Annotated in this window: 25 protein-coding genes and 1 riboswitch; of the genes, 13 read left to right on the forward strand and 12 right to left on the reverse strand. The window is 66.5% G+C overall.

Annotated features, from left to right (window positions below):
- The first annotated feature begins 66 nt into the window (after window positions 1-66).
- Window positions 67-1,074, forward strand: coding sequence for a DUF6542 domain-containing protein (locus JWN03_RS17630; RefSeq protein ID WP_297615857.1), 1,008 nt, complete (start codon window positions 67-69; stop codon window positions 1,072-1,074).
- Between the two features lie 66 nt (window positions 1,075-1,140).
- Here JWN03_RS17630 and JWN03_RS17635 read toward each other — a convergent pair whose 3' ends face one another.
- Window positions 1,141-2,142, reverse strand: coding sequence for a 4-hydroxy-3-methylbut-2-enyl diphosphate reductase (locus tag JWN03_RS17635; RefSeq protein WP_297615859.1), 1,002 nt, complete (start codon window positions 2,140-2,142; stop codon window positions 1,141-1,143).
- Window positions 2,143-2,368: 226 nt separating this feature from the next.
- Between JWN03_RS17635 and JWN03_RS17640 the strand changes: the two genes are divergently transcribed.
- The 3 genes from JWN03_RS17640 to JWN03_RS17650 all read left to right on the forward strand — a co-directional run bounded on the left by JWN03_RS17640 (window position 2,369) and on the right by JWN03_RS17650 (window position 4,764).
- Complete coding sequence (locus tag JWN03_RS17640; RefSeq protein ID WP_297615861.1) at window positions 2,369-3,145, forward strand: lipid droplet-associated protein; 777 nt, start codon at window positions 2,369-2,371, stop codon at window positions 3,143-3,145.
- A 172-nt stretch (window positions 3,146-3,317) separates the two neighbouring features.
- The gene (gene xseA / locus JWN03_RS17645; RefSeq protein ID WP_441343014.1) at window positions 3,318-4,547 is read left to right on the forward strand and encodes an exodeoxyribonuclease VII large subunit; all 1,230 of its coding nucleotides are present in this window, start codon (window positions 3,318-3,320) and stop codon (window positions 4,545-4,547) included.
- Window positions 4,540-4,764 carry an exodeoxyribonuclease VII small subunit gene (locus JWN03_RS17650; RefSeq protein ID WP_297615865.1) on the forward strand — a complete coding sequence of 75 codons (225 nt, stop codon included), beginning with the start codon at window positions 4,540-4,542 and terminating at the stop codon, window positions 4,762-4,764. Before xseA ends, JWN03_RS17650 begins: the two co-directional genes overlap by 8 nt.
- 161 nt (window positions 4,765-4,925) lie before the next feature.
- On the opposite strand, the gene JWN03_RS17655 is transcribed toward JWN03_RS17650, so the two are convergent.
- On the reverse strand, window positions 4,926-5,495 hold the full coding sequence (locus JWN03_RS17655; RefSeq protein WP_297615867.1) for a DUF4245 domain-containing protein: 570 nt from the start codon (window positions 5,493-5,495) through the stop codon (window positions 4,926-4,928).
- Window positions 5,496-5,738: 243 nt separating this feature from the next.
- Between JWN03_RS17655 and glpX the strand changes: the two genes are divergently transcribed.
- Entirely contained in the window at window positions 5,739-6,779 is a 1,041-nt protein-coding gene (gene glpX / locus JWN03_RS17660; RefSeq protein WP_297615869.1) for a class II fructose-bisphosphatase, read from the forward strand.
- Between the two features lie 272 nt (window positions 6,780-7,051).
- Window positions 7,052-8,458 carry a class II fumarate hydratase gene (locus tag JWN03_RS17665; RefSeq protein ID WP_297615871.1) on the forward strand — a complete coding sequence of 469 codons (1,407 nt, stop codon included), beginning with the start codon at window positions 7,052-7,054 and terminating at the stop codon, window positions 8,456-8,458.
- Window positions 8,459-8,537: 79 nt separating this feature from the next.
- Here JWN03_RS17665 and JWN03_RS17670 read toward each other — a convergent pair whose 3' ends face one another.
- Window positions 8,538-9,722 (reverse strand): FAD-dependent monooxygenase, encoded by a 1,185-nt coding sequence (locus tag JWN03_RS17670; protein WP_297615873.1) that lies wholly within the window; start codon window positions 9,720-9,722, stop codon window positions 8,538-8,540.
- Between the two features lie 106 nt (window positions 9,723-9,828).
- On the opposite strand from JWN03_RS17670, the gene JWN03_RS17675 reads away from it, so the two are divergent.
- Entirely contained in the window at window positions 9,829-10,563 is a 735-nt protein-coding gene (locus JWN03_RS17675; protein WP_297615875.1) for a TetR/AcrR family transcriptional regulator, read from the forward strand.
- 147 nt (window positions 10,564-10,710) lie between these two features.
- The gene (locus tag JWN03_RS17680) at window positions 10,711-11,133 is read left to right on the forward strand and encodes a limonene-1,2-epoxide hydrolase family protein (RefSeq protein ID WP_297615877.1); all 423 of its coding nucleotides are present in this window, start codon (window positions 10,711-10,713) and stop codon (window positions 11,131-11,133) included.
- 396 nt (window positions 11,134-11,529) lie between these two features.
- On the opposite strand, the gene JWN03_RS17685 is transcribed toward JWN03_RS17680, so the two are convergent.
- The 4 genes from JWN03_RS17685 to JWN03_RS17700 all read right to left on the reverse strand — a co-directional run bounded on the left by JWN03_RS17685 (window position 11,530) and on the right by JWN03_RS17700 (window position 15,199).
- The gene (locus JWN03_RS17685) at window positions 11,530-12,387 is read right to left on the reverse strand and encodes an acyl-ACP desaturase (RefSeq protein ID WP_297615879.1); all 858 of its coding nucleotides are present in this window, start codon (window positions 12,385-12,387) and stop codon (window positions 11,530-11,532) included.
- 137 nt (window positions 12,388-12,524) lie between these two features.
- Window positions 12,525-13,058, reverse strand: a complete 534-nt coding sequence (locus JWN03_RS17690) for an LGFP repeat-containing protein (RefSeq protein WP_297615881.1) — start codon at window positions 13,056-13,058, stop codon at window positions 12,525-12,527.
- A 199-nt stretch (window positions 13,059-13,257) separates the two neighbouring features.
- Window positions 13,258-14,658: a PhoH family protein gene (locus JWN03_RS17695; protein WP_297615883.1), complete on the reverse strand. Its 1,401-nt coding sequence runs from the start codon at window positions 14,656-14,658 to the stop codon at window positions 13,258-13,260.
- Window positions 14,659-14,887: 229 nt separating this feature from the next.
- Window positions 14,888-15,199: a DUF488 domain-containing protein gene (locus JWN03_RS17700; RefSeq protein WP_297615885.1), complete on the reverse strand. Its 312-nt coding sequence runs from the start codon at window positions 15,197-15,199 to the stop codon at window positions 14,888-14,890.
- 20 nt (window positions 15,200-15,219) lie between these two features.
- On the opposite strand from JWN03_RS17700, the gene JWN03_RS17705 reads away from it, so the two are divergent.
- Entirely contained in the window at window positions 15,220-15,492 is a 273-nt protein-coding gene (locus JWN03_RS17705; protein ID WP_297615887.1) for a hypothetical protein, read from the forward strand.
- A gap of 16 nt (window positions 15,493-15,508) precedes the next feature.
- On the opposite strand, the gene JWN03_RS17710 is transcribed toward JWN03_RS17705, so the two are convergent.
- Window positions 15,509-15,889: a hypothetical protein gene (locus tag JWN03_RS17710; RefSeq protein WP_297615889.1), complete on the reverse strand. Its 381-nt coding sequence runs from the start codon at window positions 15,887-15,889 to the stop codon at window positions 15,509-15,511.
- A gap of 11 nt (window positions 15,890-15,900) precedes the next feature.
- Here JWN03_RS17710 and JWN03_RS17715 point away from each other — a divergent pair, with 11 nt between their 5' ends.
- Window positions 15,901-16,278 (forward strand): glutaredoxin family protein, encoded by a 378-nt coding sequence (locus tag JWN03_RS17715; RefSeq protein WP_297615890.1) that lies wholly within the window; start codon window positions 15,901-15,903, stop codon window positions 16,276-16,278.
- A gap of 183 nt (window positions 16,279-16,461) precedes the next feature.
- Here the strand turns inward: JWN03_RS17715 and glyA are convergent, their stop codons facing one another.
- Together glyA and JWN03_RS17725 are read right to left on the reverse strand one after the other, a co-directional pair.
- Window positions 16,462-17,757: a serine hydroxymethyltransferase gene (gene glyA, locus JWN03_RS17720; RefSeq protein ID WP_297615892.1), complete on the reverse strand. Its 1,296-nt coding sequence runs from the start codon at window positions 17,755-17,757 to the stop codon at window positions 16,462-16,464.
- Window positions 17,758-17,876: 119 nt separating this feature from the next.
- Window positions 17,877-17,961: riboswitch (ZMP/ZTP riboswitch) on the reverse strand.
- Between the two features lie 384 nt (window positions 17,962-18,345).
- Entirely contained in the window at window positions 18,346-19,542 is a 1,197-nt protein-coding gene (locus tag JWN03_RS17725) for a DUF885 domain-containing protein (protein ID WP_297615894.1), read from the reverse strand.
- 253 nt (window positions 19,543-19,795) lie between these two features.
- On the opposite strand from JWN03_RS17725, the gene coaA reads away from it, so the two are divergent.
- Complete coding sequence (coaA, locus tag JWN03_RS17730; RefSeq protein ID WP_297615896.1) at window positions 19,796-20,728, forward strand: type I pantothenate kinase; 933 nt, start codon at window positions 19,796-19,798, stop codon at window positions 20,726-20,728.
- Between the two features lie 134 nt (window positions 20,729-20,862).
- On the opposite strand, the gene JWN03_RS17735 is transcribed toward coaA, so the two are convergent.
- Both JWN03_RS17735 and JWN03_RS17740 read right to left on the reverse strand, forming a co-directional pair.
- The gene (locus tag JWN03_RS17735; RefSeq protein WP_297615898.1) at window positions 20,863-21,471 is read right to left on the reverse strand and encodes a hypothetical protein; all 609 of its coding nucleotides are present in this window, start codon (window positions 21,469-21,471) and stop codon (window positions 20,863-20,865) included.
- Window positions 21,472-21,705: 234 nt separating this feature from the next.
- Complete coding sequence (locus JWN03_RS17740) at window positions 21,706-22,485, reverse strand: isoprenyl transferase (protein ID WP_297615900.1); 780 nt, start codon at window positions 22,483-22,485, stop codon at window positions 21,706-21,708.
- Between the two features lie 225 nt (window positions 22,486-22,710).
- Between JWN03_RS17740 and trhA the strand changes: the two genes are divergently transcribed.
- Window positions 22,711-23,406, forward strand: a complete 696-nt coding sequence (gene trhA, locus JWN03_RS17745) for a PAQR family membrane homeostasis protein TrhA (protein WP_366914444.1) — start codon at window positions 22,711-22,713, stop codon at window positions 23,404-23,406.
- Window positions 23,407-23,541: 135 nt separating this feature from the next.
- On the forward strand, window positions 23,542-25,116 hold the full coding sequence (locus tag JWN03_RS17750) for an adenylate/guanylate cyclase domain-containing protein (protein ID WP_297615902.1): 1,575 nt from the start codon (window positions 23,542-23,544) through the stop codon (window positions 25,114-25,116).
- Window positions 25,117-25,443: the final 327 nt, after the last annotated feature.

The raw sequence follows: 25,443 nt of genomic DNA on the forward strand, positions 1-25,443 counted from the left end.
CCATTACGGATCACCGCATGATGTCGCCTCCCTCGCGGAACAGCTACATGCTTTAGTGTGCTTGACGTGGCAGTTAACCAGCGTGAGCGAGCAGAGGTGCCTCCGTCGCACCGTTCGATCCTGCCGTCGGTCCCCGGCGTCCCGGCGGGCGCCGCCGTGCTCATCGCCGTGACCTGCACGTTCATCGGATTCTTCATCGATTCGAGTGGCGGCTCCGAGCTGACCCACACCTTCGCGACGCTGTACGTGCTGGGCTGCCTGGTGGCCGCGCTCGTCGTCCGATACCGCGGGCTCTTCACCACCATGGTGCTGCCGCCGCTACTGCTGTTCGTCTCGGTGCCCGTCTCCTATCAGCTGATGCTCGGCCACTCCGGCAGCCTCAAGCTCAAAGACATTCTGTTGAATCTGGCCATCCCCCTGGTGAATCGTTTCCCCACCATGGCGCTGGCCACCGTGCTGGTCCTGATCGTCGGTGCGGTGCGGGTGGTCCTGAACCGCCGCGCACAGAACAGTGATTCGGGCAACGTGCCGCGTAAACCGCGGACCCGCACCCCTCGTCCGACCGGAGCCGCGCGCGCCCAGCGCGGCGGCGCGGCGGATACCAAGGACCCCGCCAGACGACGCTTCCGGCCCACCTCGGCAGCGCAGGACGCAGGCGACGCACCCGCTTCGACCCCGGCAGCGGGCCGCCGCCCGCCCGGCCGGGTGGCCGCTCGGCCGCCGCGCGTGGGCGCACCGGATCGCCAGGGAGCGCCCGGCCAACCGGGCGGCAACCGGCCACCCCCGGCCGATCGCAAGCGCACTCCGCCCACCGACCGCAAGGCCGCCCCGGACCGCAAGCCGCCTGCCGATCGCAGCAAGCCCCCGATGGACCGCAAACCGCCGGTCGATCGCAAGCCTCCCGTCGACCGCAAGCCCCCGGTCGATCGGCGGCCCCCGCCCGACCGCGCCAACCCGGTAGGCAACCCCGCCGCGGAGCCCCGTCGCCGCCGTGCGGCGAACCCCGAGGTACCGCCGCACCCCCGCCCGAATGTGCGCTACCGCGAACGCGATTCCGGTCGCATCGAGCGCTGAGAAGGAACGCTGAAAACAGAAATCCCCGCACCGGCCGGTGCGGGGATTTTCGCTATTCGACGTGAATCAGCCTCGCGCGGCACGCAATTCGCGCGGCAGCGAGAAAACCAGCGTTTCATTGGCGGTGGACACCGGCTGCACAGTGCCGTAACCGTGTTCGGCCAGCAACTCCAGCACGCCCTCGACCAGGATCTCCGGCACCGAGGCGCCGGAGGTGAGGCCGATGGTCTGCACACCCTCGAACCAGGCCGGATCGACTTCGCGGGCGTAGTCGACCAGGTACGAGGCCTTGGCGCCCGCACCGAGCGCGACCTCGACCAGCCGCACCGAGTTGGAGGAATTGCGGGAACCGACCACGATCACCAGATCGCAGGCCGGGGCCATGGCCTTGACCGCGGTCTGGCGATTGGACGTGGCGTAGCAGATGTCATCGCTCGGCGGATCCTGCAGATTCGGGAACCGCGCGCGCAGCCGGTGCACGGTCTCCATGGTCTCGTCCACCGACAGCGTGGTCTGGGAAAGCCAGATCACCTTGTTCTCATCGCGCACGGTCACCTTGTCGACCGAGTCGGGGCCGTCGACGAGCTGAATGTGTTCCGGCGCCTCGCCCGCGGTGCCCTCCACCTCCTCATGGCCCTCATGGCCGATGAGGAGAATGTCGAAGTCGTCGCGGGCGAAGCGCTTGGCCTCCTGATGCACCTTGGTCACCAGCGGGCAGGTGGCATCGATGGTGTGCAGATCGCGCGCGGCGGCGGACTCGTGCACCGCCGGCGAAACACCGTGCGCCGAGAAGACCACCACCGCACCCGGGGGCACCTCATCGGTCTCGTCGACGAAGATCACACCGCGGTCCCGCAGCGTCTCCACCACGTGCCGGTTGTGCACGATCTCCTTGCGGACATACAGGGGGGCGCCATGCTTCTCCAGCGCCTTCTCGACAGTGATGACCGCGCGGTCGACACCGGCGCAGTAACCACGAGGTTCGGCGAGCAGTACCCGTTTCGGCGAGTCGGTATCACCTGCCACGGACCGGACGATTCCGACGTTCAAAGGGATAGCCGAGGACATGCCCACCAGGATACTGTGCTCAATTTGCCTCCGCTGCGCTCCGGCCGGTTCGCGGCCCTGAAGTCTCGGTCTTCCCTCCTCCGCTCCTCCGCTTCGCTCCCCCGCTCCGTCAGTCCAGACCGAGACGGCCGCGAACCTCGAGGCAGATTCTCCCGAAAGGCCGTCGAAATTACATTTGGCGACTTCTCGCCTTTGCATCACACGGCGTTTCGGGCAGGCTAGGGGCATGTTCCGACCTCCGTTCCTGGCCCGGGTCGCCGCCGGGGCTGCCGTCTATGCCCTCGAGGAAACTCGACGGCTACCGACCAACGCGATCAATTTCCCGATCACCGCGATCAGTCAGATGCTGCAGACGACCATGCATCTCCAGCAGTTCGTGACCAGCCTCGCTCTCAAAGGCGATGCCGTTTTCGACCGTTTGATCAACCAGCCGGAAGAACAGCCGGCATGGGCCACGTTCGATGAGGACGAGGCCTTCGAGCAAACCCCGAGCACCGCACCCGAATCGGCACGCAAGAGCAGTTTCGACCTGTTCGTCGCTGAGGAATCGGTCACTGAAACCCCGGCCGTGCCCGTTTTCGAACCGATTGCGGCCGTACCGGAACCGATCGCCGAGCCCGTCGCCGAGGAATCGGCCGCCGAGCCGGAGACCGCTGATGTCGCCGAGCCGGAGGCCGCTGATATCACCGAGCCGGAGGCCGCTGCTTCCGAGCCGGAGGCCGTAGTCGTCGCCGAGCCGGAGGCTGCCGAAACCGCTGCCCCCGCAACAGCTTCCAAGGCCTCGACCAATGGCCATCAGAACGGCAGCGTCGCCGTGGTCGAACCCGAAGTCGCCACCCGCTACGACTACCCGAACATGACCCTGGCGCAACTGCGCGCCCGGCTGCGCATGCTCACCATCGACGATCTGGCCACGCTGCTGGCATACGAAAAGGGCACCCTCGATCGCGCCCCGTTCGTCACCATGCTGACGAACCGGATCGCCACCGTTAAGGCCAAATGACCGAAGATCCAGTAGCGCCGATCGTCAGGGGGGTTTGCCCAGGCGGTCGGCGTTCGACGTTGCAGCGCCACTTTTCGGCGGGCGCTGCGGCTTCCCGTCGGTCGGTACTGCCAGAATCGGTGCGGTGACCACCGACCAGCCGGCGAAGCCGCCGAGTTCCGCCGAGAATCCGATGCCGGTGCGCACCGTTGCCGTGAAGGTGGCGCAGTGGATCGACAAGCTGGGCGCGGTCTGGGTGGAGGGGCAGATCACCCAGATCAATCTGCGCCCCGGCACCCGCACCGCCTTCCTGGTGCTGCGCGATACCGCCGCCGATATGTCGCTGACGGTCACCTGTGATCCGGATCTGCTGCGCAATTCGCCGGTGCCGCTGCAGGAGGGCAGCCGGGTGGTGGTCTACGGCAAGCTGTCGTTCTTCACCGCCCGCGGCACAGTCTCCTTGCGCGTCACCGAGATCCGCCCGGTCGGCATCGGCGAGTTGCTGGCCCGTATCGAGCGGCTCAAGGCGCTGCTGGCCGCGGAGGGCCTCTTCGATCCGCGCCTCAAGCGCCCGATTCCGTTCCTGCCCAACCGGATCGGGCTCATTACCGGCCGTGCCAGCGCGGCCGAGCACGATGTGGTGACGGTGGCGACCCAGCGCTGGCCCGCCGTGCAATTCGAGATCCGCAATACCGCCGTGCAGGGCCCGACCGCCGTCCCTCAGATTCTGGAGGCCCTGGCCGCCCTGGATGCCGACGAGGCGGTCGATGTCATCGTGCTGGCGCGCGGCGGCGGCAGTGTCGAGGACCTGCTGCCCTTCTCCGATGAAACTCTCTGCCGGGCAATAGTTTCGGCCAAGACCCCGATTGTCAGCGCCATCGGCCACGAGCCCGACAATCCGCTCAGCGACTATGTGGCCGACCTGCGCGCCGCCACCCCCACCGATGCCGCCAAGCGCATAGTCCCCGACGCCGCAGCCGAATCCGCCCTGCTGCGCGAATTGCAGGCCCGCGCCGCCGCGGCCCTGCGCGGCTGGGTGGACCGCGAATCGCGGGCGCTGCAACAACTCCGCTCCCGACCGGTGCTGTCCGACCCGCTGCGCCTGCTGGAGCAGCGGCACGACGAGGTGGAGCGCTTCCGCACCGCCACCCGCCGCGCGATCAACCACAGCCTCACCACCGAATCCACGGCCACCCGGCATCTGCGTGAAAAACTCTCCGCACTGGGCCCGGCGGCCACACTCTCGCGCGGCTACGCGGTGGTGCAGAAGGTCGTCGGCAAGGAACGCGAGGTGGTCCGCTCCATCGACGACGCCCCCGCGGGCAGTCAGCTCCGCATCCGGGTAGCCGACGGTGCACTCAGCGCCGCCGCCCTCGGCTCCCAATCCCTCGGCCCCCGAAAGGAATCCACCCCGAATGACTGAGTCCGACCTCACCGAGATCGCCGCCTTCGGTTACGAACGCGCCCGTGACGAGCTCGTCAATGTGGTGAAGATGCTCGAACAGGGCGGCCTCGATCTGGACGATTCCCTCACCCTCTGGGAGCGCGGCGAAGCCCTCGCCAACCGCTGCGAGGAGCACCTCGCCGGTGCCCGCAAACGCGTCGAAGACGCCCTCTCCCACCGCGCTACGGAAAACTAGCCGCCCGAGGCGAAGACCCGTGCCCTGACGGACACGACCGGCCAGCCCACCGGTGTCCGATCAAACAGCCCGTGTCTCCGACCGAACAGCCCGTGTCGTAATCGCACAGCGCGTGTAACTGCTGTTCGATTGCGACACGGGCTGTTCCGTGTATTCGACGGTCAGTGCGCGGGGAGCGGCTGCGCGGTGTCGACGGCGTTGGCGAGGGTGTTGAAGGCGGTCGGGTTGCCGGCGCCCTTGATCAGGATTCGGACGTCGCCGAAGTCGGTGATCCAGGCGGGTTCGCTGCCAGGCTGGGAGTATTCGACCCATTTGCGGGCACCGATCTGCTCGGTGCCGGTGGCGTAGCGGGTGCCGATGATCTTCTTGGCGAGCGCCTCTTCGGTGGCATTGGACTGGGTGTACTGCATGTAGCTGCCCTGCGGTGTGATGTAGCCGACGGTGCTCACCGCGCCGCCACCGGCGGCGGGAATGGTGTCGCGGCTGCCGGAGTTCGGCTTCCAATCGGCGGTCAGCGCGGGCTCGCGAATCGGGAAGCCGATGGTCTTCGCATCGTCCAGGAGAGCGGTGTGCGCATCGAAGTGCGGAACCTGGCCCTGGGTGGGGCCGTTCGCAGTGAAGGTGCATTGGCTGGCAATGCCGGCAATGACCAGGCAGATCAGCACCAGTGGCAGCAGGGACCAGATGAGGTCCCGCCAGTCGTTCAGGATCCGCGGCTTGGTGTTCGACACGCACCCAGTATCCACTGTGTTTGATTTGCCTCCGCTTCGCTCCGGCGGTTCGCGGCCCCTGAAGTCTCGTTCTTCCCTCCCTCCGCTCCTCCGCTTCGCTCCCCCGCTCCACTCAGTCCAGAACGAGACGGGCCGCGAACAATAGCGTGATCAGGGCAAGAAGTGGAACGCGAGTGCTTGCTTAGGTCGGCGAAGCGCAATGAGACAATTCACGCAGCAGTAGACAACCTAGGAGGCACCGTAATGACGGCACCGACACCCGCATCCCGCCGTGAGGCCCCGGACCGCAACCTCGCTCTGGAGTTGGTCCGGGTCACCGAGGCCGGCGCGATGGCAGCGGGTCGCTGGGTCGGCCGCGGCGACAAAGAGGGCGGCGACGGCGCGGCAGTGGACGCCATGCGGCAGTTGGTATCGACGGTCTCCATGCGCGGCATCGTGGTGATCGGCGAGGGCGAGAAGGACGAAGCGCCCATGCTCTACAACGGCGAACTGGTCGGCAATGGCGAGGGCCCGGAGCTGGACTTCGCGGTCGACCCCATCGACGGCACCACCCTGATGGCGAAGGGTTCGCCCGGCGCGATCGCCGTGCTCGCGGTCGCCGAACGCGGCGCGATGTTCGACCCGTCGGCCGTGTTCTACATGGAGAAGATCGCGGTCGGCCCCGAAGCCGCCGACGTCATCGATCTCGCGGCCCCGATCGCGGAGAACCTGCGCCGCGTCGCCAAGGCCAAGAACTCCTTCGTCTCCGATCTGACGGTGTGCGTGCTGGACCGCCCGCGCCACAATCAGTACATCCAGGATGTCCGCGATGCGGGCGCCCGCATTCGCCTCATCTCCGACGGTGACGTCGCCGGCGCCATCGCCTGCGCCCGCCCGGAATCCGGCGTCGACGTGCTGATCGGCATCGGCGGCACGCCCGAGGGCATTATCGCCGCGGCCGCCATGCGCTGTATGGGCGGTGCGCTGCAGGGCAAGCTGGCCCCGAAGGACGACGAGGAGCGGCAGAAGGCCCTCGACGCCGGCCACGATCTGGACCGCGTGCTGAACACCGAGGACCTCGTCTCCGGTGAGGACGTCTTCTTCAGCGCCACCGGCGTCACCGATGGTGACCTGGTGCGCGGCGTGCGCTACTTCGGCGGCGGCGCGTACACCCAGTCCATCGTCATGCGCGCCAAGTCCGGCACCGTGCGCATCGTCGATGCCTACCACCGCCTCACCAAGCTGCGCGAGTACGCGTCGGTCGACTTCGTCGGCGACGACCAAGCCGCGCCACCCATGTTCTAGGAACGGTGACAACTGATCTCGCGAGATGGGGGTAACTCCCGGGGTACCCCCAGAACCGGTGTCGCACCTGACTGCAGGCGCGCGAATGGGACTGTTGTCGCTCCTATTGGTGCGCAAAAGGTTCGGGGAGGCGGAGAGGGATTCGAGTCGGCGGGAACGGCCGGAGCGTTTTCGATGCGCTCCGGCTGTTGTCGTATTCCCGGTCCGTCCTGTGCGGATTCCCTCAGGCGTGGCACCACCATCAGCCCGGGTGCGGGCCTAGGGTCGAAACTATGGCAGACGACACCCGGTACCGCATCGAACACGACACCATGGGTGAGGTCCGCGTGCCCGTGGACGCACTGTGGCGGGCGCAGACTCAGCGAGCGGTAGAGAACTTCCCCATCAGCGGCCGCGGCTTGGAGCGCGCGCAGATCCGGGCGCTGGGCCTGTTGAAGGCGGCCTGTGCGACCGTGAACCGCGATCTGGGTCTGCTGGACCCGGCCAAGGCGGATGCCATTGTCGCCGCCGCCACCGAGATCGCCGAGGGCAAGCACGACGACCAGTTCCCGATCGATGTGTTCCAGACCGGCTCGGGCACCAGCTCGAATATGAACGCCAATGAGGTGATCGCGGGCATCGCGGCGCGTAATGGCGTCACCGTGCACCCCAATGACGATGTGAACATGTCGCAGTCGTCCAACGACACCTTCCCCACCGCAACGCATGTCGCCGCGACCGAGGCCGTGGTGAAGGATCTGATTCCGGCGCTGGATCATCTGCGGCTGACATTGCTGGACAAGTCGATCACCTGGCGGGAGGTGGTGAAGTCCGGTCGCACCCACCTCATGGATGCCGTGCCGATCACCCTGGGGCAGGAGTTCAGCGGCTACACCCGGCAGGTCAGCGCCGGTATCGAACGCCTGCTGAGCACGCTCCCGCGCCTGGGCGAGCTGGCCATCGGCGGCACCGCCGTCGGCACCGGCCTGAACGCGCCCGACGGATTCGGTGCGAAAGTGGTTGCCCAGCTGAAGAAGTCGACGGATATCGACGCACTGTCGGAGGCGCGCAACCACTTCGAGGCGCAGGCCGCCCGCGATGGTCTGGTCGAGCTGTCCGGTGCGCTGCGCACGGTCGCCATCAGCCTCACCAAAATCGCCAACGACATCCGCTGGATGGGTTCGGGCCCGCTCACCGGCCTGTCCGAGATCCAGCTGCCGGATCTGCAGCCCGGCTCCTCGATCATGCCGGGCAAGGTGAATCCCGTACTGCCCGAGGCTGTTACACAGGTGGCGGCGCAGGTGATCGGCAATGATGCCGCGATCGCCTGGGGCGGCGGCAATGGCGCTTTCGAGCTCAATGTCTACATTCCGGTGATGGCGCGCAATGTGCTGGAGTCGATCCGCCTGCTGGCCAATGTGTCCCGCCTTTTCGCCGACAAGTGCGTGGTGGGGCTGGTGGCCGATGTGGAGCGGCTGCGCCGGCTCGCCGAATCCTCGCCGTCCATTGTGACGCCGCTGAATTCGGCCATCGGGTATGAAGAGGCCGCGGCTGTTGCCAAGGAAGCGGTCAAGTCGCACAAGACAATTCGCCAGACCGTCATCGATCGCGGTTTGATCGGTGACAACCTCTCGGTCGAGGAACTCGACCGCCGTCTCGACGTGCTGTCCATGTCGAAGGTCGGCGACAATAAAGAGTGAGCCTGCACCACAGGTAGTTCCCCGGACATGACCGTGCGGGCACGGGGGCATTCGCCACCGTGCCCGCAGCTGTCGTATTTCACCGAGCGGCAACCATTTCCGGGTAGTTCTTCAGCTCGATATCGTTCTTGGCCTTCTCGGCGGACTTGACCATCATGTCGAAGAAGCGGGAGTCCAGGAACCAGTTGCGGAAGCGCAGGCCGAGGGCGGTCTTGGGGGCCAGGAAGGGGCCTGGGCTGGAGTCGGCGGCCAGTTTGCCGTAGCGCTTCATCATCTCCTGGTAGCGCGGGAAGGCAATGGTGTAATCGCCTTCCGCTGCCGCCAATTCACCGGCGAGAACGTATGCGCCGACAATCGCGAGACCGGTGCCGAATCCGGCGAGGGTATTGCCGTAGCCCGCGTCACCGAGCAGCGCGACACGGCCCTGCACGAAGTTCTTCATCGTCACCTTGCTGAGGGAGTCGAGGTAGAAGCCGTCCAGGCGCGGCAGTTCGGCCAGCATGCGCGGCACCTCCCAGCCGATTCCGGCGAACCGCTCGGCGACAATGCGGCGCTGGGCGTCGAAATCGTCACGGTCATAGTCGAGTTGGGGCGCGGCGAACATGTACATCTGCGCGGCCTTGGAGTTGCCGAGGCTGGCGAGATGGCCCGGCGTATTGAGGGCGTAGGACACCGCGCGCTCGCGCGGGCCGTCGGGGCGGCTCTCCCAGGTCGACGCACCGGCAATGCAGTAGTAGTGGCCCTGATGCTTCACGAACTTCTGTTCCGGGCCGAAGGCCAGCTTCCGCACCCGGGAGTGGATGCCGTCCGCGCCGAAGACGAGATCGAAGCGGCGGGCGGGCGCATTCGCGAATTCGACGTGCACGCCGTCGGTGGTCTCGGTGAGCGCGGTGATGGTGTCGCCGAACAGGTATCGGCAGCTCTGCGCGGTGCGCTGGTACATGATGTCGGCCAGATCGCCGCGCAGGATCTCGAGATCGCCGCCGGTGAAATCGCCCGAGATGAGCGCCGTCTCCTGGCCACTCTCGTCGACGATGACCATGTCCGTCTTGCCGGTCTGGCGACGCTTGAGGTCCTCGAGGATCCCCATGCGCTCCAGCACCGCCATATGGGTGCGGCCGGTGAAATCGACTGCCTGACCGCCGGCTCGCATTGCGGGGGCCTTCTCCACCACCGTGACGTCGAAGCCGTAGCGACTCAGCCAGTAGGCGAGGGCGGGGCCCGCGATGGAAGCGCCGGAGATGAGAACGGTGGTGTTGCGCATGGTGTCGCTCCTTGATAGTTATCTGCGTCCGTCGGCCGCTGTTATTGATTAGCGTATGCTGGACGCAGTTAGACGTCAAGCAGAAATTTCCGGAAGGATGACGGGCATGCCGGGACCGACCACAACAGAGCTGCTCTGGGGTATCGAGCAGAAGCCCAAGCGCGGGCCGAAACCCTCCCTCACGCTGGAGCGGATCGTCACCGAGGCCATGGCGCTCGCCGATGCCGAGGGGCTCGGCAACCTGTCCATGCAGCGGCTGGCCGAACGGCTGGGGTGCGCCAAGATGGCGCTGTACCGCTATGTCCCGGGCAAGGCCGAGCTCACCGCGGTCATGCTGGACGCGGCACTCGGCCGGCCGCCGGAGCAGGTCGCCGCGGTACCGGATTCACCCGAACCCTGGCGCGCCTACCTCACCCGCTATACCGAGACGGCCTTCGAACGCTTCAGCGCCCACCACTGGGGGCTGGAGCTCGCCGTGGGTATTCGGCCACTCGGCCCCAATGAAATGAGCTGGCTGGAGGCCGCACTCGACGCCCTTGACGGCAGCGGCCTGACCGCCTCGGAACAAATGGACAGCGTGGTACTGCTGCTCGGCCACGTCCGCGGCCTGGCGCAGACACTCGGGCCGTCCATCGCACTCGACATGGAGGAGGACCTGGTCAAGGAACTGGGTGCGGTGCTGATCGAGCACGGCGACCGCTATCCACATGTCGCACAGGCCCTCGCCGAGCAGGCGGCCCGTCCCGAGGGGGACACCGGCCGCAACCAGGCGCTGCAATTCGGGATCGACCGCATTCTCGACGGCCTGGGCGTATTGATCGCCAGCAGAAAGTCGACGTAGAGCCCCACCCCCTCGAGGTTCGCGGCCGTCCCGGTTCTGGACTGAGTGGAGCGGAGGAGCGAAGCGGAGGAGCAGAAGGAGGGAAGAACCGGGACCAGGGGCCGCGAACCCGCCCGGAGCGAAGCGGAGGGCAAATAGACTCAGCCCATGTCCGACTTACCGGAGTTGCAGCAGGATGCCGTCACCACCGTGCGCGAGTTCTTCGCCGCCATGGAGATGAAGGCCGTCACCGAGGCCCTCGATCTCGTCGATCCCGCCATTGTCTGGAAGAACACCTCGCTGCCGGATGTGCGGGGCGCCGACCGGGTGCGCTGGATTCTGGACAAGCTCAGCAATCCCCGCTACGGCTTCCGCGCCGATATGCACCACGCGGCCGCCGATGAGAACGGCGTGGTCCTGACCGAACGCACCGACTACCTACGCTTCGGCCCCGTCGAGATCGCCTTCTGGGTCTGCGGCACCTTCGAACTGCGCGACGGCCGAATCACCCTGTGGCACGACCACTTCAGCTGGGAGAACTTCCTGCGCGGCACCGCGGTAGGCCTCTTCCGCGCAGCCCGCGGCCGCTGACAGTCGGCCTCGACCGCACGATAGCTCGACCGTCCACGAACCAGCTGCCACCATGAAGCAGCCGGAATCCGCTGTCGGACATAGTCGTAGGTGAGCACCCGCCACCGCGCGGGGCCTGGTTGCCTCGAAGGCCGCCGCCACGATCGCTTTACCAGCGAGCTGAGCCTGCGGCACGCATTGCGCTGCGGCGCTACCGAGCGGCCTCGCAACAGTAGCTGTCGGCAAGAACTCCGCCGTCCTGGCTCAGGAAACAGCGGTCATGGGCGGGTCCGTCGGGCCGAACGCAAACCGGCTGCCCCTGAGGGACAGCCGAAATGCGTGATGATGGCTCTGTGGAAGCGTCCGATTGCCACTCGAGGCCCCCGCTGAAGTCTCAGCTGGGTCCCGAGGGCCGGGTCAGGAGCGGAGGTGGGCGAGTTCGGCGCGGGCCTTCTCGCCCGCTTCGCTGAAGTCGGTGCGGGTGAAGATGTTCCAGCGCTCCAGGAGCGGACCGAAGACCAGGGCGGGCTCGTTGGCGCGGTCGTAGATACCGGCCGCGGCGAGGAGTTCGTCACTGGTGGTGCCGTCGGCGAGCTTGACCACGGGGACGTGGAAGTCGGCGACGCGGTCGGCAATGGCGCGCACGGCCTGATCGGGAGTCAGGTCGAGCGCGGCGGAGATCAGGTTCGCGAAGAAGATGGCCTGCAATTCGTCGTCGGCGGCCAGGCGCTCGGCAATGGTGGTGACGATCGGATTGTCTGCGGTAGCCGCGGTATTGCGGTGCCGGATGGCGGCGGCGGCCTCTTCGAAGGCACAGGCCGCCAGCACATCGAGCAGGTGCATGGCGGGGCGGCTGAAGCCCTCCACCATATGCGCCATGCGCGCGCGCTCGAGCTCGATCGGATCCACCGCACGGGTCACCATGAGGTAGTTCCGGATCAGGATTTCGTGCCGGTTCTCCTCGGCGGTCCAGCGGCCGACCCAGCGCCACCAGGGACCGGTGCGCAGGTACTTGCCGAGCTCCCGGTGGTACGCGGGCAGATTGTCGGCAATCAGCACGCTCACGGTCAGCGCGAGCTTGGAGACATCACTGAGCTCGGACTGCCCGGGCTCCCAATCGGTTCCGCCGAGGAACTCGAAGTTGCGGCCGTCGTCCCACGGCACATAGTCGTGAGGCTGCCATTCCGCCGCGAGGGCGATATGGCGAACCAGGTTTGCTTCTACCTCCGCTGCCAGCGATTCCAGCAGTTCGCGGTCGGCCAAATCGTTCTGCACGTGGACAACCTAGCGGCTGCGCGGCAAACGTGGGGATCTTCGTTGTGCATTCGCAACGGCTATCGCATCCACGGCGGTCGCAGCCGGTGTGCCGGCAACGCGGTCCGGGGCAGGGAAGGCCCCGGACCGAATGCCCGCTACTTCTCGTTGACGCTGGTCTGCCCGTTCACCCAGGTGATGTTGCCGCCGGTGAACTCACTCTGCTTGCCACCGGGGATATCGGTCTCATCGCTGGTCGGGTAGCCGAGTTTGCCGCCGGGGCCGCCGTTCTCGTCCCACGCCTTGCGAATCTCGCCCCACACCACATGCGTTCCGGTGGTCGGGCTGCTGCAGATGGCGCCGCCCGCGAATTCCTGCGAGATGCCGCCGCCGGGTGTGTCCTGCTCCGGACCGGTGGGCGCGCCGAGCGGTCCGGCCTCACCCTTGAATTCGTTGTACTTGGCGAGAACGGTTCCGCCGACCGCGATTTCACCGTCCCGGGTGGCGATCTTGGTCTCCGTGGCGCCGGTGGTCTCGCCGCCGGTGACCGGCTGCTCGGTGGTGGTCACCACAACCGTGGTGGTCGCGTCGGACTTGGAATCCTTGTTGTCCTTGTCGCAGCCCGCGGTGAAAAGGGTCACGACCGCGACGGCCGCGATGATGCCAGCCGTACGTCGAGCGAAGGTATGCATTTCATCCTCTCGGTAACTCGGGCCAGGCACCCGGCAACCATTCGGCGAATATGCAGATCTCGCCGAGTAAACCGCCGAGCAGCTATTTCAGCGAAATATACCCTGCGACATGTGAGTTGAAACACACACTAAAGATTTGCCCTGATCAGCCGGAGACGTCCGGCTGATCAGGGCAGTGGAAAAGCTGACTACCACACGCTCACGCGTTCGGCCCGAACTCCTCCAGCATCTCGGTGACCAGTGCCGCGATCGGCGACCGCTCGCTGCGGGTCAGCGTGATGTGCGCGAAGAGCGGATGCCCCTTGAGCTTCTCGATCACGGCGGCAACACCGTCGTGCCGGCCGACCCGCAGGTTGTCGCGCTGCGCCACATCGTGCGTCAGCACCACCCGCGACCCGCTGCCCAAACGGCTGAGCACCGTGAGCAGCACATTACGTTCGAGGGACTGCGCCTCGTCCACGATCACGAAGGAGTCGTGCAGCGACCGCCCGCGAATGTGGGTGAGCGGCAACACCTCCAGCATGCCGCGCGCCTGCACCTCCTCCATCACCTCCGGGCTGGCGAGCCCGTCGAGGGTGTCGAAGACAGCCTGCGCCCACGGCCCCATCTTCTCGCTCTCGCTACCGGGCAGATAGCCGAGATCCTGGCCGCCGACCGCGTACAGCGGCCGGAACACCACCACCTTGCGATGAGTCCGCCGCTCCAGCACGGCTTCCAGACCCGCGGTGAGGGCGAGCGCGGACTTGCCGGTACCGGCCCGGCCGCCCATCGAAACGATCCCGATGCTCTCGTCCATCAGCAGATCCAGTGCGATGCGCTGTTCGGCGGAGCGCCCGTGCAGCCCGAAGGCCTCCCGATCACCGCGCACCAGCTGAATCCGCTTGTCCGGAGACACCCGGGCCAGGGCGCTACCACGCGAGCTCAGCAGCCGGATTCCGGTGTGGCACGGCATATCCCGCGCCTCATCGAGATCGATGACGGAATCGCTGTAGAGCCGATCCACGGTTTCGGAACCGACCTCGATCTCCACCATGCCGGTCCACCCGGAGGTGACGACATCCTGGGCGTGGTACTCGTCCGCCTGCAGTCCGACCGCGCTCGCCTTGACGCGCAGCGGAATGTCCTTGGATACCAGCACAACTCGTTCACCCTCGGCTGCGAAATTGAGCGCACAGGCGAGAATGCGGGAATCGTTGCTGTCCGTGCGGAATCCGACCGGCAATACGGTCGGATCCGTGTGATTGAGCTCCACCTGGAGCGTTCCGCCCCCGGTGCCGATCGGGATCTTCTGGTCGAGCCGACCGTGTGCCAGACGCAAATCGTCCAGCATCCGCAATGCCTCCCGGGCGAACCAGCCCAGTTCGTGGTGGTGACGTTTGCCCTCGAGCTCACTGATCACCACAAGCGGCAGCACCACGCGGTTCTCACCGAAGCGGGTCAGCGCCCAAGGATCGGAGAGCAGCACCGACGTATCCACTACGAAGGTTTTCAGTCCGGAATCGGACGACTGCGAGGCGCGAACTCCCGGACCTGTGGTGCGCGTGCCCCGGTAGGAGGCGGCGTTCCCGGTGGGAGCGTTGACGGAGCGTGCATCAGTCACGGTGGGCTCCTTTGCCACTCGCGCGGCACCGCGCGAATGTTCTCGCTGGGCCGGTCGGCCGTTAGGGTCGTATGACCCGAGGGCCGGATGCCGGCCCCCTCGCACTGAGTTGCTCAGCCACGATCAGGACCTCCCGTACGAGCCACACCTACGCGGCCCGCACTCCCGACGTTACTGCCGAATTCGCGATCCGGCTCCTCGACTGACAGGCGTGTTGGTGAAGATCGCGTTAACGCCCATCCTCCGTGGGGGTTTCGACAGGCTCACCGAGCAATACCGGGGCATGACTGTGCCCCGGTACCTTCACCGCTGTCACCAGCGTCGATGGTCCGGCTGCGGCATCGCGGCGCAACCGCGCCAGCACATCTCGGGCCGTGTCATTGTCGAGCTCGAGTCGATACCGTGTCTCGAATTCGGCGCGTCGCGCCTGCGGGTCCGCGGGGTACCACTTCCGCGGCTCTGTGGAAGGCGTCACCTCCGTCGCCCAGTCGTCGATCGCCGCTTGCTGTTTGCTGATGCCGCGCGGCCACTGCGCTGCCATGGGTCGATTACAGTCGACGCATGGCCGATACCCAGGATCTTGAGGCGCTCTCCACCAAGGAACTGCACGACCGGGCCGTCAAGGCCGCGGTCCGTCGCGGCGATGTGAAATTCCTCTGGGAGCTGCTGAAGTCCATTCCGGCCGCCGAGGCCGCCGCCGGCGATCTGGGCGAGAGCGAGGCCGACATCAAGTACGTGCTGCCCATGCTCGACGACTACGTGCACGCGGGCGAGGGCGAGATCGGCGAGGTGCTGCGCCCGCTGTATGTCGACTACCTGAGCAAGCACGCCTGACCGTCGGCCGAGGACCTCACGAGCTGCCGTGCAGGCCGCCCAATACGGCCTGCACGAACGGCAGATAACCCTCCGGACCAGAATTCCAGTCCTTCATGTGCACCGTGGTGCCGTTACTGGTTTCGAACACCGCGCGCACGGCCCGCAGGCGCACCTCGAGATCGAGCCCGGACCCCATGATCACGTGATCGACGCTCGCCTCCGCGAAGGCGGCCCGGAGCTCGTCCAGGCTTGTCCCGGAACGGATCTCGATGCCCGAGCCATCCAGCTGCGCCCGCACATCCTCGATGACATTCGCCCGCGCACCGAGCAGAAATACCGTGGTCGTCATGATGGCCTCCGATCCTTCCGCATCATAGAAGGCCAGGAACTGTTCGCGGGCAATCTTTCTCGCCATACAATCCCGGTATGACCGCTGACACCGGCCCGGAACTGGTCGTTTACCGCCGCCCCGGCTGCCCCTTCTGCGCGCGCCTGCGACGGGTGCTCAACAGCAATGGCATCGTGCATCGCGAAGTCGACATCTGGCAGGACCCGGAGGCGGCGGCTTTTGTCCGCAAGGTCGCCGACGGCAATGAGACGGTGCCGACCGTCGTGCTGAAAAACGGTGGGTCGGAACGCACCTGGGTGAATCCGCGACCGAAGTGGCTGATCTCCGTGGTGACCGCCGAAGCGCCCGCCCTGACCGGCGGCCCGCGCAGCTATTGGCCCATCCGCCGCGACGACCTGCCCCGCGCGCGCCCCGCGGCACCCGTACCACCGACGCCCACACCACCGGCAAACTGACCGTCCGCTCAACGGCCGCTCCGCCCTTCGCGCCAATGGATTCCATGCCTGCGCAACAGGTTCGATGCCCGCACACGGGCAACCGGCCGTGCTCACCACCCGGGTGACCCGGCAGGCAGTTCCGCCGTATGCAAAGGCCCCCGCGTCCGATTCGGTCGCGGGGGCCTACGTCTACGGTTCGGCTCAGCCGAGCAGGCGCCAGTCCTCCAGGCCCTCGTACAGCGGGAATGCCTGTGCCAGCTTGGAGACCCGCAGGCGCAGCGAGTCCAGATCCGCGGAGCCGGTCAGCGCGGCGGCGATGATCTCGGCGACCTCGGTGAACTCGGCATCGCCGAAGCCGCGGGTGGCCAGCGCCGGGGTGCCGATGCGCAGACCCGAGGTGACCATCGGCGGGCGCGGATCGAACGGAACGGCATTGCGGTTCACGGTGATTCCGATTTCGTGCAGCAGATCCTCGCCCTGCTGGCCGTCCAGCTGCGAGTTGCGCAGGTCGACGAGCACGAGGTGCACATCGGTGCCGCCGGTGAGGACATTGATGCCCTTCGCCGTGGCATCCTCACGGGTGAGCCGCTCGGCGAGAATCTGGGCGCCGCGGATGGTGCGCGCCTGACGCTCGGCGAACTCTTCGCCCGCGGCGATCTTGAAGGCCACGGCCTTGGCGGCAATCGCGTGCATGAGCGGCCCGCCCTGCTGGCCCGGGAACACCGCGCTGTTGAGCTTCTTGGCGAATTCCTGCTTGGCCAGGATCAGCCCGGAGCGCGGGCCGCCGAGGGTCTTGTGCACGGTCGAGGAGACAACATCGGCGTAGGGCACGGGCGACGGGTGCAGCCCGGCGGCGACCAGGCCGGCGAAGTGCGCCATATCCACCCACAGGTACGCGCCGACCTCGTCCGCGATTTCACGGAAGGCCGCGAAGTCCAGCTGCCGCGGGTACGCGGACCAGCCGGCGACGATCACCTTCGGGCGAGTCTCCCGGGCGATCTTGCGCACCTCGTCCATATCGACGCGGTGGTCTTCCTTGCTGACGCCGTAGGCGTGCACCTCGTACAGCTTGCCGGAGAAGTTCAGCCGCATGCCGTGTGTGAGGTGGCCGCCGTGCGCCAGATCCAGGCCGAGCAGCTTCTCGCCCGGATTCATCAGCGCCATCAGGACGGCGGCATTGGCCTGCGCGCCCGAATGCGGCTGGACATTGGCGTACTCCGCGCCGAAGAGCTCGGTGACGCGGGCGCGGGCCAGATCCTCGACCACGTCGACGTTCTCGCAGCCGCCGTAGTAGCGGCGGCCCGGATAACCCTCGGCGTACTTATTGGTGAGCACGCTGCCCTGCGCCTGCAGGACCGCGCGCGGTACGAAATTCTCCGAGGCGATCATCTCGAGGGTGTCGCGCTGGCGGGCGAGTTCGCCACCCATCGCGGCAGCCACCTCGGGATCGAGTTCGGCGAGGGACTGGGAATTGACAGAGGCGGTCGTCTGCGTCACGCGGCCGAGTGTATTGGCCGTTGCCGGAGTGTCGACCAGCGGGTTATGGGTGTCGGTAACCGAGTGATTCATCGCAACCTTCGGGGTCCGGGAGCCTTCGGGGTGCCGAAGGTCCTCATGCCCTGCACCCAGGCGCGCGGTGCGGGACTTGGATGCTTCCCGGTGGTTGCTTCCACCTCGAATGCGCCAGTCGCGGTGTCGCCATCTTATCCACCTCCGAGATCGGCCGCGCCCCGCATGTCGTGCACAGCGCGCCGAAAGAGATCGTGCCCCTGAAAGTAGGGGCAAAAATCTCATCGCCGCAGCCGGGACGGCGGGGTTTGTTCTACGCGGTGGACAGGGTTTGAAATTCAGGCTATGGCGGAGCAACAAATCTCGGTAAGGTGACGCAACGCTGGCCTCAGTGCGCCAGTGTCATTGGCCCAAACTAGCTTTCGAGGTAAACAGATATGCTTTTCAACATCGCCGGCGGCGGTCTCCCCGACATCCTGATCACTCTGCTCAAGTCCCTGTGCACCATGTCCAGTGGCGGGGCGAGCTGCGCCAGCTGGGGCGCATAAGCTCCGGAGACCCAGTCGGGGAGTCCCCTCACATCCGGCGTATCGCGCCCGGTGTGAGGGGTTCGTCCAATAGGCGGCGAAAACGCTCGGACCGATTCTCGCCATCCGGCGCCGCATCCAGCCAGCCCCCGAGCAGTCGATAACCCTCCACATACGTACTGATGTAGGCCCGCCACAGCGGTGAGGACAGGAAGCGCAGCGACTGCCGCGCCCGCTCCGGCGTGACCAGACTCCAGCGTTGCAGGAATTCCGCGACGGTATCGGCGCTGCGACCGCGATCGTGCAGCAGCAGCGCCGCATCCTGACGCACGCCCAGCAGCTTTCCGGACGCGGTCGACATGCGTTCGGCGCGTTCCCCGTCGAAGCGCAGTCCGAGATCCGCGTAGATGTCCTGCGCCCAGCGGCCCCAGCCCGGGCCCACGATCGACTCGAGCGCCAGATCCGCCAGCCCCTCCGCCATCAGGCACTGCGGGGTATTGACCACGAACAGGGTCTGCTCGTCCTGCCCGGCCCCGACCAGTCCGGCCTCCTTGCGGCAGTGCTCGGTGTGATGGCCCGGATACGACTCGTGCGCGATCAGATGCGGCAGCTGTGACAGATGCTGCTTGAGGTCGGAGTTGATGGCGACCTTGGACTGGTAATTGCCGAGGTAGTAGTTGAAGCCGGACCACGGCTTGTCCCCCACCACTTCGTATTCGACGCGCTCGTTATCGGGCAGCCGATAGCGCTCGCGCACCAGTTCGCGCAGCGCGCTGGAGAAGGCGTCCACACATTCGCGCAGCCGTTCCGGGGGAATCTCGTCGCTGCGGCGGTGCGCGGTGATGCGCTCGAAGAGCGGACCGTCGCCGGGCAGCACCTCGTCCAACTGCCGGTGCGCCTCGCGGTACTCGTCCTCGTCGCCGGGTGCGATCTCGACATCGAAGTACGCGTGCACCTCGTCGATGAAGGAGATGTCGTCCCCCGCGAATTTGCGCCCGGAGCATTCCAGGGCCCGCAGATGCGCCTCCAGGAATTCGGTGCGCTCGGCCGGCAGCCCTGCCTCCGGAAGTTCCTTCAGCAGTGCGGCGGCCTGGTTCGCGAGGTCGCGCGGCTGCGGCGCGGGTGCGTTCTCGATTTCTCTCCGCAGGACCGGATCGCCGGTGTAGGCGTCGACGAAGCCCTCCTCGAGCCGGTCGAAAGCCAGTCCCAGCCGCAGGTATTCGGTGACGAGTGGATGCGCTGCCATAGCGAACGACCTTATTGGATTGCCTCGCGAGCTTCGAGCGTGTAGCCAATGTCACTCCGGTTACCGGTGAGTAGCATCACCTGGTGTTCACCACCCTGTTGAGGCCGAGCACAATTCGGCTATGCAAGGAGTGTCGCCGTATCCGCCTATGGGGAGCCCGAGGCCAATACGGGGTGGAGGTCGAGCCAGCATGGACTCGGCGGCGGTGCGAACTTCCGGAAACTGTTGTCGGCCGACGCTGGGACGTGGATAAGTGGCACGGATGAGCGAGCCGAGTCCCTATGTGGAATTCGACCGGAAGCAGTGGCGCACACTGCGCAAGTCGACTCCCCTGGTACTCACCGAGGAAGAACTGACCGGCCTGCGCGGCCTGGGCGAGCAGATCGACCTCGAAGAGGTCGCGGAGGTCTACCTCCCCCTGGCCCGTCTCATTCATTTGCAGGTCGCCGCGAAACAGCGCTTGTTCGCCGCGACCGCGACCTTCCTCGGGGAGACCCATCCCGATCGCCAGGTGCCGTATGTGATCGGCGTGGCGGGCTCGGTGGCGGTCGGTAAATCGACCACCGCTCGCGTGCTGCAGGCACTGCTGGCGCGCTGGGATCACCACCCCCGGGTGGATCTGGTCACCACCGACGGATTCCTGTACCCCACAGCCGAACTCACCCGGCGCGGCATCATGCATCGCAAGGGTTTCCCGGAGTCCTACGACCGCCGCAAGCTGCTGCGCTTCGTCACCGAGGTGAAATCCGGTGCGCCCGAGGTCTGTGCGCCGGTGTATTCGCATATCGCCTACGACATCGTGCCCGGGCAGTTCCACTGCGTGCGCCAGCCCGACATCCTCATCGTCGAGGGCCTGAACGTGCTGCAGACCGGTCCCCGCCTGATGGTGTCGGACCTGTTCGACTTCTCCGTCTACGTCGACGCCCGCATCGAGGACATCGAGAACTGGTACGTGCAGCGCTTCCTGTCGCTGCGCCAAACCGCCTTCGCCAACCCGAATTCGCACTTCCACCACTATGCGAAGTTCGACGACTCCGAGGCCACCAGCGCCGCGAAGGAGATCTGGAACAACACCAATCGGCCCAATCTGGTGGACAACATCCTGCCGACCCGCCCGCGCGCAACCCTGGTACTGCGCAAAGACGCCGACCACGCCATCAACCGGCTGCGCCTGCGCAAGCTCTGACCCGCCTCCCCGAACCTTCAGCGCCCGGCCGAGTCCCGCCGAGCGCCGGGCACGCGTAGTGACGGTCGGGACCGAACCCATTTTGGGCGTACCCCAGGAGTTACCCCGACCCTTACGAAATCAGTCGTCGACTTTCATAGCCTCCACGCCGCGTCGAGACGCGCGGCGACATCGATGTCGGTGGCGGCCTGGATATTCGGCTTACAGATCTCGGTCGCGATGTAGCGCGCGACGAAGCGCCGGATCTCGTGATCGACGCTGGCCAGAATGCGCAGCAGCTCTCCGCGGCGGGACGCGCTCGCCACATTGATGCGCACATTGCTGGGCTGTGGTTCGGCGATATCGATGAGCACACGCAGCGGTTCGGCCGTACGCACGGTCAGATGCAGGTGGATGGTGCCGTCCACATGGAACGGATAGCGATCCACCGCGAGATCGATGAGCAGGTCGATATCGAGCGGGATCACCAGGTCGTACGAAATATTGTCCTGCACTTCCCGATTCAGCCGCGGCTGGCCCAGCCGCACGGCCGCGGACAGTTTGGCTATCCGCCCCGGCCCCACCCCGATCGGGCCGAATTCGAAGGCCTCCCCGGTCAATTTCTCGAAGGCCCCGGCTATCCGTTCCGGCGAGGCCGCGTACTCGAGAAATCGGCGGCCGAACTCCTCATACGAGAGGTAGGACTCGACGGGGACGATCGCCGAATCCGCTGGGCCACTCTGCCCTTCGCGCAGCTCACTCATGCACTCCGACGGTACGGCAGCGACGGCCCCGCGAACCCCGGAAGGCATTGCACTGCAATGTAACTGTGCTGAGTTCGATGTGAAATTCAGCAACCCGAGTATTCGTGGCCCGCCCGGGTCTGGACTGCGGCTCCATAGACCTGCGCCTTGGAGCGGGGGAGCGAAGCGAAGGAGCGGAGGAGGGAAGACCCGGGTCAGCAGGGCCGCGAACCGCCGGAGCGCAGCGGAGGCAAATTAGACACCGAAGCGGCGGTGGCGGGCAGCGAAGTCGCGCAGCGCGCGCAGAAAATCGACGCGCCGGAACTCCGGCCAGTACGCCTCGGTGAACCAGATCTCCGAATAGGCGCTCTGCCACAGCAGGAATCCGGAGAGCCGCTGCTCACCGGAGGTGCGAATGACCAGATCCGGATCCGGCTGACCGGAGGTGTAGAGGTGCTGCCCGATGGCGTCGACGGTGATCGACTGCACCAGATCCTCGCCGGTCTCGCCCGCCTCGACCTCCTGGCGCACCAGGGAGCGCACCGCATCGGTGATCTCCTGCCGGCCGCCGTAGCCGATGGCCACGTTCACGTGCACGCCGTCGCGGCCGCTGGTGCGGTCGGCCGCCTCCCGCAATCGCTTGGCCACGTAGTCCGGCAACTGATCGAGGGCGCCGACAATGCGCACGCTCGAGTTCTGTTCCGGCGCGGAGAGTTCGTCGACCACATCGGTGATCACCTCGAAGAGCGTGTCCAGCTCCTCGCGGTCGCGGCGCAGATTCTCGGTGGAGAGCAGATAGACGGTGACCATCTCGACGCCCGACTCACCGCACCAGCCGACCAGCTCGGCGATCTTGAGCGCCCCCACCCGATGTCCATGACTGACATCGGTGAAGCCGTTCTCCCGCGCCCAGCGCCGATTACCGTCACACATGACGGCGACGTGCCGGGGGTGCTGCCTGCCCGCCAGCTGCTGGGCCAGTCTGGCCTCGTAAATCCGATACGGGAGTCCACGCACCTGACTCGCAAGCTTCACGGAGAGGAACAGTACGCTGGTCCGCCTCTCCGGAACTTTGGCGCCCGGCTAAGGGGACGTCCAGTCCCATTCGCGCAGTGGCGGTCCGGTGCCCCAAAGGTTCTGGGGGTACCCCAGGAGTTACCCCGACACTCGCGAAACCAGTTGTTCCGGACACTTTCAAAACCTGCCGACGCTAACCTACGGTACCGTAGGTTACTAGGAGGTAGTTACGTGTCGGACACTGTGCAGCCCTCCGCCCCGGTGGCGGACGCCCTCGACTCCGTTCGAGAAGAACTCGCGCTGATCAAACCGCGGATGCGCGGGTGGATTCACGCGTGGGCGGTCGGGGTGGCCGCCATCGCCGTGATCGTGCTGGTGAGCAAGGCCGCCACGATCTCCGCCACGGCCGCCTGGTCCACCGCCGTCTACGGGCTGACCGTGTGCGGCGTGTTCGGCATCAGCGCCACCTATCACCGGGTGAACTGGCGCACCGCGCGCGCCCGCATGTGGATGAAGCGGGCCGATCACTCGATGATCTTCCTGTTCATCGCGGGCAGTTACACGCCGTTCGCGCTACTCGGAGTCCGCGGACGCGCCGGAACGATCTTGCTGATCACCGTGTGGGTAGGCGCGCTGGCGGGTGTCGCACTGAAGATGCTGTGGCCCACCGCGCCTCGCTGGGTCGGGGTGCCGCTGTATCTGCTGCTCGGCTGGGCCATCGTGCCGGTCGCCGGAACCCTCATCGGAAATGTCGGCTGGACACCGGTATTGCTCCTGCTCGCGGGCGGTATCGCCTACAGCGTGGGCGGCATTCTCTACGCCTCCCGCTGGCCGGATCCGTGGCCCGAGACCTTCGGGCACCACGAGTTCTTCCATGCCGCAACGGTCGTCGCGGCCCTATGCCACTATGTTGCTGTTTGGCTGGTCCTGCTCCACTGACCGGAGCAAAAACTCACAAACGTGCAATTGGGGCCGAAAGGTCTCTAAAGTCCTGAAGATCAGCCGGACGACCCCTAGGCATGCAACCGCGATGACACCACCGACTGTCGCCACCCGCGCGACACCCTTGGCGCCGTGATAAGCAGGCTCATCCTGTGGGCGCTGCGCGCGCGTTGGGGACTCTCGGTTGTCGTCATGGCGTGCAACCTCAGCGGGCTCGCGGTCATCTCCGTCGAACTACTGCTGAGCGGATTCTTCGGCCGCCTCGGGTCGACGTGGATGACCACCTTCGTGCAGGTCGCCATCTACCCGGCCATCGGCGCGATGGTCGGGATCGTGCTCGCGGTACGCGATCGGGAGCACTACTTCAGCTGGCTCGATCAACGCCGCGCGCCCACCGAAACCGAGGCGCGGCGGCTGCTGCACCTGCCCATGGGCATCACCCTGCGCGCGCTGGCCATCTGGATTCCGGGTGTGATCATTGCCGCGGCGCTCTACGCGCACGCCACCTCGCCGCGGAATTTCGCGGTGGTGCTGTCCATGTTCACCCTCGGCGCCCTGGAGTCGGCGGCCCTCACCTACCTGATCGTGGACCGGCTCATCCGGCCGACGATTCCCGTGGTGGCGGAGGTGCTCGACGACACCGCGCACTGGAGTTCCACGGTGCTCATGCGGGTGCTGGTCACCTTCGCGGTGGTGGGCGCGGTACCGCTGCTCATGCTCATCACCGTGCTCGCCGACCCCACCACCGATCCGAGCGACCGCGTGCGCACCGGCATTTACCTTGCGGTGGTGGGACTTTCGGCGGGGTCGGTCGCCACGGCCGCGCTCGCCCGCGCCGTCGCCAGCCCGATGCACACGCTGCGCGATGCCCTGGATCGCATCGCCCGGGGCGAACTCGATGTGCAGGTGCCGATCGGCAGCACCAGCGAAATCGGCCGCCTCGAGCACTCGGTGAACGAACTCGCCGCGAATCTGCGTGAGCGCGAACATATGCGCACCGTCTTCGGCCGGCACGTCGGCGCGGAGGTGGCCGAGCGCGCGCTCGCCGGCACCACCAATCTCACCGGCGATCTACAGGTGGTGACCGCGCTTTTTGTGGACGTCACCGGTTCGGTGGCACTGTCCACCGAACTGGCCCCGCACGATTTCGTCGCCAAACTCAATCGCCTGCTGTCCATCGTGATCACGGCGACCGAAGACAATCACGGGCTGGTCAACAAGTTCGAAGGTGATGCGGCCCTGTGCATCTTCGGTGCGCCGATCGCGCTGGACGACAATGCCACTCCCGCACTGCGGGCGGCCCGCCGCATTCGCGACGAGGTCACCGCGGCGGGCGAACTCGATGTCGGCATCGGTGTGGCCCGCGGGCTCGTTTTCGCCGGTGATGTCGGCGCGGACACCCGCATCGAATTCACCGTCATCGGTGACGCCGTCAATGAAGCGGCCCGCCTCACGACCGAGGCCAAACAGGTCGGCCGCCGCATTCTGGCCAGTCAGGCCGTTATCGACGCCGCCGCCGAGTACGAACGCAGCAAGTGGGAGTTGCACGACACCCTCCACCTCCGCGGCCGCAAAGAGCCCACTCCAGGCTGGACCGACACTCCGTCCCGCACGTCAGCCCGCCGCAACGGCACCGCCCCGCAGGCCGGCCCCCGCCCGGTCGTACCCCCGGCCCCAGCCGACGCCGACCAGGCAGCCGATCGCTAGTCATCCACGCACGCGTTCCGAGAGTCCTCGGCATATCCGGTCAAAGCACTCGAAATAAACACAACCCGGACTGTAAGACCGCCCGCACCCCCCAGCAACGAATTAACCCATAACCTCGCCCGTCGAGCACCACCCGGCGCGGTAACACCCGTCATCCCGCCACAGTCACCCCCGCATCCCGGCTTGAGAACCACCCGTCACCCGGGCATGAAAACCATCCGTCATCCCGGCATGAAACCACCCGTCACCCGTCATCCCGGCATGCTCTTGGCCGGGATCTACGACGGCATGGTGGATCCCGGCCAAAAGCGCGCCGGGATGACGGGA

It is taken from the genome of Nocardia sp. (assembly GCF_025465275.1).
In the GTDB taxonomy this organism is placed as follows: Bacteria; Actinomycetota; Actinomycetes; order Mycobacteriales; family Mycobacteriaceae; genus Nocardia.